The organism is Pseudomonas sp. VI4.1, assembly GCF_002029345.1.
Taxonomy (GTDB): domain Bacteria; phylum Pseudomonadota; class Gammaproteobacteria; order Pseudomonadales; family Pseudomonadaceae; genus Aquipseudomonas.
In genome coordinates this window covers 37659-47406 of the sequence record NZ_MULM01000133.1, presented here as the reverse complement: position 1 = coordinate 47406, position 9748 = coordinate 37659, and the positions used below count along the sequence as shown (strand labels likewise).

The window sequence follows — 9748 nt, the reverse complement described above, 5'->3', positions numbered from 1 at the left end:
GAGGCTTGGCAAAAACCCAAGCCCTGGTCATCCTCGCCCGCAAGCTGTGCCGGGTGGCATTCGCACTCATGAAAAACCAAAGCGAATACCAGCCGAATTTAAGGTTGCAGGGTTCCCCTGCAACATAGAATCTCCCACATTGGATCGCATTCCATCTGGATGATCGCGGTTAACTGTGGGAGCGGGCTTGCCCGCGAAGGCGGCTGAACAGGCAACAAATATCCCGGCACAGAAATACAAAAGCCCCGATCAACTCGACCGGGGCTTTTTGGTTTTACAGCCTCACTCAATCACGCAGATCCGACTCATGAATCGGCTGCTCCCGATGGGTGGCCCGCTGATACTGCGCCGGCCAGATGGCCTTGCGCCCACCCAGGTCGTCATCGGCATGCAGCGGCCAATACGGATCGCGCAACAGTTCCCGAGCCAGGAAGATGATGTCGGCCTGGCAGGTGCGCAATATGTGCTCGGCCTGAGCGGGTTCGGTAATCATGCCTACCGTGCCGGTGGCAATGCCCGACTCCTTGCGCACACGCTCGGCGAAGCGGGTCTGATAACCCGGCCCTGTGGGGATCTCGGCGTTGACCGCCGTACCCCCCGACGACACGTCGATCAGGTCCACGCCCAACGCGTGAAGGCGCCGCGCCAGTTCGACGGTTTCATCGGGGTTCCAGCCGTCTTCCACCCAATCGGTGGCCGACACCCGCACAAACAGCGGCAGCTCCTCGGGCCATACTGCACGCACCGCCTCGGTGACTTGCAGCACCAGCCGGATTCTATTCTCGAATGAACCGCCATATAGATCGCGTCGCTGATTACTCAGGGGGGACAGGAACTGATGCAACAGATAGCCATGGGCGGCGTGTATTTCCACCACTTTGAAACCGGCGGTCAGCGCTCTTTTGGCTGACTCGACAAAGGCCTGGATGACGTCGGCGATCTGGCCTTCATCAAGCTGCCTGGGTTGGGTGTGCTGGGGATCGAAAGCGATCGGCGAAGGACCGACCGGAACCCAGCCTCCTTCATCGGGTTTGACGCTGCCATGCTTGCCCAGCCACGGCCTGTGAGTGCTGGCCTTGCGCCCGGCGTGGGCCAACTGAATGCCGGCCACGGCGCCCTGAGCGGTGATGAAGCGGGTAATACGTTGCAGGGGTTCGATCTGTTCGTCGCTCCACAGACCGAGGTCATCGGCGGTGATCCGTCCATCGGCAGTGACCGCCGTGGCTTCGGTAAACACCAGGCCGGCGCCGCCGACAGCGCGGCTGCCAAGGTGGACCAGGTGCCAGTCATTGGCCAGGCCATCCACGCTCGAATACTGGCACATCGGCGAGACCGCAATGCGGTTGAGCAGGGTCAATTGGCGAAGGGTATAGGGTTCAAGCAGCAGACTCATGGGGCACCTCTCGAATCAGTGGGCAGGCTCCAGGGTTCTGTTTGAAAGTCGACGAGTGACAGGAAAAAAAAGCTGCAGCACCCGCCCCCGCGGGTAAAAAAATTGACAAGACGTCACAAGGATTATCAAGCAGTGCTTAGAGCCTAGTCGACATCGGGGGTTGGTGGAGGGTTCAGATGAATTCGGTATCAGAGAGATCGCTATTGCGGGCAAGCCCGCGATAGGGTCAACGCGGTTCGATGTGGGCAATCATCAACTGCACCGTCTCATTCCCGCGAAACTCGTTGAGGTCGAGCTTGTAGGCCAGTTCCACCCATTTGATGGTCGGGTTCGGCCAGATGTCGCGGTCGATGCCAAAGGCAATGCCATCGAGTTTCACCGAGCCACATTCGCTTTTCAGCACCACCTTGAGGTGCCGCTCGCCGACGATGCGCTGCTCGACCAACTGGAACACCCCATGAAACAGCGGCTCCGGAAAGTGCTGCCCCCAAGGGCCGGCATGACGCAGGGCACGAGCCAGTTCCAGGTGAAACTCCTCGACTGCCAGGGTGCCGTCCGACAACAGCCGACCGGTCAGGTCCTCTTCGCGCAATTGCCGACGGACTTCGGCATCGAAGGCTTCGGCGAACAACGGAAAATTCGCTTCCGGCAGCGTCAGGCCTGCCGCCATGGCATGGCCGCCGTATTTGCTGATCAGGTTCGGATGTTGCGCCGCCACCACACTCAGCGCGTCGCGAATATGAAACCCCTGGACCGAACGTCCCGAGCCCTTGAGCAGGCCATCGCCGGCATCGGCAAAGGCGATGGTCGGACGAAAATAGCGTTCTTTCATTCGCGAGGCGAGGATGCCGATGACGCCCTGGTGCCACTCGGGATCGAACAGGCACAAACCGAACGGCATCGATTCCACCGGCAAGTCCTTGAGCTGGGCCAGCGCCTCACGTTGCATGCCCTGCTCGATGGATTTGCGATCCTGGTTCATGCCGTCCAGCTGTGCGGCCATTTCACGCGCAAGCCCGACGTCTTCGGTGAGCAGGCATTCGATGCCCAGGCTCATGTCATCCAGCCGACCGGCGGCGTTCAGGCGGGGCCCGACAATGAACCCCAGATCGGTGGAGGTGATGCGCGCAGGGTCACGCTTGGCCACTTCGAGGATCGCCTTGATCCCCGGTCGAGCACGTCCGGCGCGAATGCGTTCCAGACCCTGATGCACCAGAATCCGGTTGTTGGCATCCAGCGGCACGACGTCGGCGACGCTGCCGAGGGCCACCAGGTCCAGTAACTCGCCGATATTCGGCTGCGGCGTGCTCGCGTACCAGCCGAGGCTGCGTAAACGCGCGCGCAAGGCCATCAGTACATAGAAAATCACCCCGACACCGGCCAGTGCCTTGCTCGGGAACTCACAACCCGGCTGGTTGGGATTGACGATGGCATCGGCCAATGGCAGCTCGTCGCCAGGCAAGTGGTGATCGGTAACCAGGACCTTGAGCCCGGCTTTTTTTGCCGCCGCCACGCCTTCGACGCTGGAGATGCCGTTATCCACGGTAATCAGCAGTTGAGGGTCGCGGGTCAGTGCGACTTCGACGATTTCCGGAGTCAGGCCATACCCGTATTCGAAGCGGTTCGGCACCAGATAGTCGACGTGAGCCGCGCCCAACAACTGCAGCCCCAACATGCCCACGGTACTGGCCGTCGCCCCATCGGCGTCGAAGTCACCGACGATCAGAATCCGCTGACGCTGCTCCAGCGCCGCCACCAGCAAATCCACCGCGCCCTCGATGCCCTTCAGCCGCTGGAACGGAATCAGCCGCGCCAGGCTCTTGTCCAGCTCGGCTTCGGACTGTACGCCCCGCGCCGCGTACAGACGGGTTAGCAGCGGCGGCAGATCACCGAGGAATGGCAGGGTGTCGGGCAACAGGCGAGGTTCGATGCGCATGGGGTGACAGGTGCTTCTCTTGGATAGGTGGGACAAAACCGGTGGGTGCGGTACCGCGCAGATCGATCAGCCGCGTTCGCCGCTCAGCCACTGCAGCTGCACTTCGTGCTGACCACGGTCGTCAGTGACGAAAATCGTCCCTTCGCTGATCATCACATCCCACTTGATCACGCGCGGCATGTCTTTGGCCAGGGTCTCCAGAACGTCCTGGGGTACCGCGGCGATGTGCACGTTTTTCAGATTCTTGATCGCCGGGATCACTTTGGTTTCCCAGACGCGCAGGCTGCCGTAGGCCAGCAGGCTGGTGCGCTCGGTGCGGCGCGAGCACCAGGTGAGGCGATCGGCGTCCGGCTGGCCGACTTCGATCCAGTGCAGGACACGGTCATCCAGGCTCTTTTCCCACAGGGCTGGTTCATCGACGTCTGACAGACCGCGACCAAACGACAGCTGCTCGTTGTACCAGAAGGCGTAGGCCAGCAGCCGCACGGTCATGCGTTCTTCGGTTTCCGAAGGGTGACGGGCGATGGTCTGCTTCACGCTCTCGTAGACGCTGCGGTCGAGGTCGGTGAGGTTCAGTTCAAACTTGTAGGTCGTGGACGGCTGGGCCATGAACGGGCTTCTTGATACGTGGAAAGGCGGCAAGTCTAACCGATGCGACAGGCAATCAACGAATTGAAGGCGAATCAACCTTGGGCGGCTGACACCGGGCTATGCTAAAACGCTCTACCCGTTAAGCCTTTGTCCTAAAGGATCCAGCATGCCGTTCACCGCCAAACCGCTCTCAGGTCTGAAAGTCATTGAATTGGGCACCTTGATCGCCGGGCCGTTTGCCTCGCGCATCTGCGGTGAATTCGGTGCCGAAGTGATCAAGATTGAATCCCCGGACGGTGGTGACCCCTTGCGCAAGTGGCGCAAGTTGTACGAAGGCACCTCGCTGTGGTGGTTCGTCCAGGCTCGCAACAAAAAGTCCCTGACGCTAAACCTCAAGCATCCGGACGGTCTGGCGATTTTGAAAAAGCTGCTCGGCGAAGCGGACATTCTGATCGAGAATTTTCGCCCCGGCGTCCTGGAAAAACTCGGCCTGGGCTGGGAAGTCCTGCACGCACTGAACCCGAAACTGGTGATGGTGCGTCTATCGGGATTCGGTCAGACCGGACCGATGAAGGATCAACCAGGGTTTGGCGCCGTCGGTGAATCCATGGGCGGCCTGCGCTACATCACCGGCTTCGAAGACCGACCACCGGTGCGCACCGGCATCTCCATCGGCGATTCGATTGCCGCACTCTGGGGCGTGATTGGCGCGCTGATGGCCCTGCGTCATCGCGAAGTCAACGGTGGCCTGGGCCAAGTGGTCGATGTGGCACTGTATGAAGCGATCTTCGCCATGATGGAAAGCATGGTCCCGGAGTTCGACGTGTTCGGTTTCATCCGCGAACGCACCGGTAACATCATGCCCGGCATCACCCCCTCTTCGATCCACACCAGCGCCGACGGCAAACATGTGCAGATCGGTGCCAACGGCGATGCCATTTTCAAACGCTTCATGCTGCTCATTGGCCGGGAAGACCTGGCCAGCGACCCGCTATTGGCCAGCAACGACGGGCGCGACAGCCGACGCGACGAGATTTACGGGGTGATTGATCGCTGGGTCAACTCGCTGCCACTGGATGCCATCATCGAGCAGTTGAATCAGGCTGATGTACCGGCCAGCCGGATCTTCAGTGCCGAAGACATGTTCAGCGATCCGCAGTACCTGGCCAGGGAAATGTTTCTCAAGGCCAAGCTGCCTGACGGCAAGGATTTCAAGATGCCGGGGATCGTGCCGAAACTTTCAGAAACGCCTGGCACATCGGAATGGGTCGGACCGCAGCTGGGCGAACACAATACTCAGGTACTGAACGACCTTGGTTACGACAGGGAACAGATCGCAAAGCTGCGTGAAGACGGCGCCATCTAAGCTACAGCGTCTGCCTGCGCGGCTCATCAAACACTGCCTGTCGAGCGGCGGACGAACGCTGCGCGCACTCGCGGCTTTCCTCCTGCTGGCCAGTCAGGCTCAGTCGACGTGGGCGCAGCCCAAGGAAACCCTGGTCTGGCTGTTGCGCGACCTGCCACCGCTGATGATTTTCGAAGGACCGGAAAAGGGCCAGGGCGTCATCGATCAACTGTTGCCGTTGCTGATCGCTCGCATGCCGCAATACCAACACACCCTGATGCGGGTCAATCGCGCTCGCGGCTTGCAAATGCTCCGCGAGCCGTCCCTCACGTGCGATGCGGCGCTGAACTGGAGCCAGGAACGCGCCAGCTGGATGGCGTTTTCCATCCCGGTCTTTCGGGCCATCAGTAATGGCCTGGCAGTGCGGCGCGTTGATCGGGGTCTGCTGACGCCCTTTATCAAGGACGGCGAAGTGGACCTGGCGGCCCTGCTGGCCAGCGGCGACGAAAAGCTGGGAATCATTGCCGAGCGCAACTACGGCGAGTACCTCGATGCACTGCTCAAACAAGCACCCGCCCATGCGCTGACGCTCCACTACGGCAACGACGCGTTGGGCAGCCTGTTACAGATGCAACGCCTGGGACGCTTGCGACTGCTGTTGGGGTACCGCTCGGAGATCCGCTACCAGGCCCGGCAGCAGGGGCTCGCGGAAGACGAATTGCAGTTCTACCCGATCCGCGGCACCGGCCGATACCTGTCCGGTTATATCGGCTGTACCGATACCCCGCAGGGCCGCCAGGCCATCGCCGAGATCAACCAACTGCTGCGCGACCTGCCCCACGAGCGCTTGAGCGAGGCCTACGCCGCCTGGCTGGACCCGGACAGTCGCAGCGACTACCTGCAAGCCAGCAAGGCATTTTTCAGCCAGCAGGCCTGGCAATGACAAATCGCGGGCAAAAAGAAACCCCGAGAAGTGGGGAGACGACTCGGGGTTAAACGTGGCCTACATAAAGACCAGTAACAGCAAGCTACAAGCACCGGAGCACAATGCTTGATCCTGCTGTTACATGCTCTGACCGACCTTGGAGCAGGAAGGTTCCCGCAAAACATAATTTCATTTTCGGCTGGCCAGGGGCTTGCCCTGAGCAGCATTGCGCAAGGCTGCGATAACGCAGGGCTCCAGACGCCCTTCGGCAATCAGCACATCGCGATGCAATCCGTCGACCACATCCGTCAGCAGACGCTTATCGGTCAACTGTGCCTGGTTGAATTCCCGTTCGACCGCAATGGCGCCAGTCGAATTTTTCAGGGTCACCAGGCATTTGCCCTGGGGTCCCGATGGGGTCAACGTCACCTGATACGGGCTCAGAGCCTCACCGAGCAATAGACTGATACTTTCCATCTCGATCACCACTCAATAGTCCGAAAACAAAGTGCCTGGGGCGTGTCCACTGTAAATGACCACTGGCCTCGGGGGAAAGTTCTGGATGCCGATTGCAGACACATCGGCGTCGCTGGTCGATGGAGCATGCATGGCGAAGATGACAAAGACAAAACAGCGGCGGCAGATCAGCCGCATCAATCCTGCTTTTTACACTTGCCGATATCGCTCCATCCACCCAACAGACCGCGCAACTTGCCGTCTGCACCGTAAAGCGGCACCGTCCACTGATAAATATCCCTGGGCCCACTCTTGAATAACAACTGACACAGGCTGAAGCTCGTCTTGCGAGTTGCCAGTTGTGCCATCAACTCGGCATGCAGCCGTTCGGCAGTCTCCCTGGGCAAGGTATCGAGTTCGATCAATTGCCGTCCCTTGACCTGGTCGAAACGAGTCGACAAGCTTTCTTCATAACTTTTGTTGCACATGACCAACCGTCCTTCCAGATCACGAACGAACATCGGATCGGGCATGGCGTCCATCAACGCTCGTTGAAAGGCCAACTGATCACGAAGGTCTGTCTCGGCCTCCAGACGCCGCTGGAGCAGGGTCCTGCGCCGATGACTCAAACCTATCGACAGTGCGGATACGCCGACCGCCAACACACCCCACCAGCCCCACTTCGTGAGCCGCTGCCAGGCAGTGGGCGCTTGTACCGGAACACTTCCAGTGGTCCATTTCAGGCGAATGGCGCGTAACTCCGCAGGCGCAAATGCTGCAAGCGCCTTGTTGAGGATACTCAACAACTGCGGCTGGCCTTTGCCTACAGACAGATAATCGGCGGTCCAGAGTCCCTCCACCGCTTGCCCGACCTCGAGCTGTCCCGCCGGGTAAAATTGCGCCGCGATTTCATTTTCAATGGTGGCATAAGCCTCACCACTGACGACCAGCGCCCGGGCCTCGGCGTAGGTCTTGACCGAACGCAATTGGATGGCCGGATAGTCACGGCGAATCATGGATTCGAGCGCATGCCTGGCCGGCAGCACCAATACTTGCTGTGACAGCTGCTGCAGAGATTCTACCGGGGGTTCCCCCACCCGCCCGACCAATACCCAACCTGCGCCACCGAACGCATGGCTGAAATCCAGAAACGCCTTGCGCTCGTCATTCATCGACAGCGACGGACTCATATTCGCCGCGCCGCTTTCCAGTTGCGCCAGCATCTGCTCGGTGGAAAACGTCTCTTCGTACACAAATTGCAGACCGGTCATGGCGCTGATGCGATTGAGCACATCGTTGTACAGCCCGCTCCACTGCCCGTACTCGTCCTTGAACAGAAACAGCGGGAAGTGCTTCGACGCGACAACGACTCGCGGGTGCTCGGCGATCCATTGCCGCTCCTGAGCGCTCAGTCCGATCGTCGCGCCTGCGACTGCGCCCCTGGGATCAGGTGTCGCCAGATGCATCGCCATCACCCAATGCGCAACGCCGATGGCGCTGAGCAAAAACATCCAGCGCGCGACTGGTTTCAATCCTCTGAAAAATAGCATTGCCCCTTCCCTGGTCATCGAATCGCCTGTCCTTGATGGGACGATTCTTCATGTAGACACACGATAAGTGTGACACCCGGAAACGAGAAAGCCCGTCGGGAGACGGGCTTTATATGTGACAGCTTATGCCGGTTACAGGGGCTTGCCGCGGTTGCCATGCTGACTGACAAAGGCCTGCACGGCTTTCAGGTCATTCGGCAGAACGGTGCAGCGCTCATCTCGCTCAAACAAATCAGCAAGATGCACAGGCAGTTCAAGCGCTTTTCCTACACCGGCTTTTTCCACCGCGTCCGGGAATTTGACCGGGTGGGCCGTGCCCAGGATCACCATCGGAATATCCAGGCTGCGCCGGCATTCGCGCGCGGCCTTGACGCCAATGGCCGTGTGCGGATCCAGCAGCTCACCGGTCTGCTCGTAGACTTCGGCGATGGTTTCGCAGGTTTGTGCGTCATCCACGGCCAGGGAGTCGAACAGCTTGCGGGCTTCGGTCCAGCGTTCCTGTTCGACGCTGAAACCGCCACCTTGCTTGAAGGTGTCCATCAGGCCGGCAATCGCCGCGCCGTTGCGACCGTGCAGGTCGAACAACAGGCGTTCGAAGTTCGACGAAACCATGATGTCCATGGACGGCGACAGCGTGGCGTGCAGGGTTTCCTTGACGTACTGATTACCGCTCATGAAGCGGTGCAGGATGTCGTTGCGGTTGGTGGCGACGATCAACTGGTTGATCGGCAGGCCCATGTTGCGTGCCAGGTAGCCGGCGAAGATGTCACCGAAGTTGCCGGTCGGCACCGAGAACGATACCGAGCGGGCCGGGCCGCCCAACTGCAGGGCTGCATGGAAGTAGTAAACGATCTGGGCCATGATCCGCGCCCAGTTGATCGAGTTCACCGCGACCAGGCGCGTACCCTTGAGGAAGCTCTGGTCGGCGAAGCTGGCCTTGACCATTTCCTGGCAGTCATCGAAGTTGCCTTCGATGGCGATGTTGTGGATGTTTTCGCCGAAAATGGTGGTCATCTGGCGACGCTGCACTTCGGACACGCGGTTGTGCGGGTGCAGGATGAAAATGTCGACGTTATCGCAGTGCTTGCAGCCTTCGATGGCAGCCGAACCGGTATCACCGGAGGTGGCGCCGACGATCACCACGCGCTCGCCGCGCTTTTCCAGCACGTAGTCGAGCAGGCGACCGAGCAGTTGCAGGGCGAAGTCCTTGAACGCCAGGGTCGGGCCGTGGAACAGCTCCAGCACCCATTCGTTGCCGTTCAGCTGACGCAACGGCGCCACGGCGTTGTGCGAGAACACGCCGTATGTCTCTTCGAGAATCTTTTTGAAATCGGCGTCAGGGATGCTGCCAGTCACGAACGGGCGCATCACCCGAAAGGCCAGCTCGTGATACGGCAGGCCGGCCCAGGAAGCGATTTCTTCCTGGGTGAAACGAGGCAGGTTTTCCGGCACATACAAGCCGCCGTCAGTGGCTAGGCCTGCCAGCAGGACGTCTTCGAAATTCAGGGCCGGTGCCTGGCCGCGGGTACTGATATAACGCATGACTGGCTCC

Annotated in this window: 8 protein-coding genes and 1 pseudogene; 3 read left to right on the top strand and 6 right to left on the bottom strand. The window is 60.1% G+C overall.

Translation table 11 applies throughout. The annotated features are described in order from the left end of the window. Positions 1 to 128: pseudogene (locus BZ163_RS35520) on the top strand (IS110 family transposase); the annotation flags it as partial. Positions 129 to 286: 158 nt separating this feature from the next. Here the strand turns inward: BZ163_RS35520 and BZ163_RS10455 are convergent. From BZ163_RS10455 to BZ163_RS10445, 3 genes are all read right to left on the bottom strand, one after another. Next, positions 287 to 1393 (bottom strand): NADH:flavin oxidoreductase/NADH oxidase, encoded by a 1107-nt coding sequence (locus tag BZ163_RS10455; protein ID WP_128870844.1) that lies wholly within the window; start codon positions 1391 to 1393, stop codon positions 287 to 289. 226 nt (positions 1394 to 1619) lie between these two features. Next, on the bottom strand, positions 1620 to 3329 hold the full coding sequence (gene recJ / locus BZ163_RS10450; protein WP_128870843.1) for a single-stranded-DNA-specific exonuclease RecJ: 1710 nt from the start codon (positions 3327 to 3329) through the stop codon (positions 1620 to 1622). A 66-nt stretch (positions 3330 to 3395) separates the two neighbouring features. Beyond that, the gene (locus BZ163_RS10445; RefSeq protein ID WP_008151638.1) at positions 3396 to 3938 is read right to left on the bottom strand and encodes a YaeQ family protein; all 543 of its coding nucleotides are present in this window, start codon (positions 3936 to 3938) and stop codon (positions 3396 to 3398) included. 148 nt (positions 3939 to 4086) lie between these two features. Between BZ163_RS10445 and BZ163_RS10440 the strand changes: the two genes are divergently transcribed. Then, positions 4087 to 5286 carry a CaiB/BaiF CoA-transferase family protein gene (locus tag BZ163_RS10440; RefSeq protein WP_128870842.1) on the top strand — a complete coding sequence of 400 codons (1200 nt, stop codon included), beginning with the start codon at positions 4087 to 4089 and terminating at the stop codon, positions 5284 to 5286. Beyond that, positions 5267 to 6208, top strand: a complete 942-nt coding sequence (locus tag BZ163_RS10435) for a TIGR02285 family protein (RefSeq protein WP_128870841.1) — start codon at positions 5267 to 5269, stop codon at positions 6206 to 6208. The genes BZ163_RS10440 and BZ163_RS10435 overlap by 20 nt, the downstream gene beginning before the upstream one ends. A gap of 171 nt (positions 6209 to 6379) precedes the next feature. On the opposite strand, the gene BZ163_RS10430 is transcribed toward BZ163_RS10435, so the two are convergent. The 3 genes from BZ163_RS10430 to thrC form a co-directional block, all read right to left on the bottom strand. Further along, positions 6380 to 6667: a DUF3509 domain-containing protein gene (locus BZ163_RS10430; protein WP_128870840.1), complete on the bottom strand. Its 288-nt coding sequence runs from the start codon at positions 6665 to 6667 to the stop codon at positions 6380 to 6382. Between the two features lie 176 nt (positions 6668 to 6843). After that, positions 6844 to 8196 carry a transporter substrate-binding domain-containing protein gene (locus tag BZ163_RS10425; RefSeq protein WP_128870839.1) on the bottom strand — a complete coding sequence of 451 codons (1353 nt, stop codon included), beginning with the start codon at positions 8194 to 8196 and terminating at the stop codon, positions 6844 to 6846. 132 nt (positions 8197 to 8328) lie between these two features. Beyond that, positions 8329 to 9738, bottom strand: coding sequence for a threonine synthase (gene thrC, locus BZ163_RS10420; protein WP_128870838.1), 1410 nt, complete (start codon positions 9736 to 9738; stop codon positions 8329 to 8331). Positions 9739 to 9748: the final 10 nt, after the last annotated feature.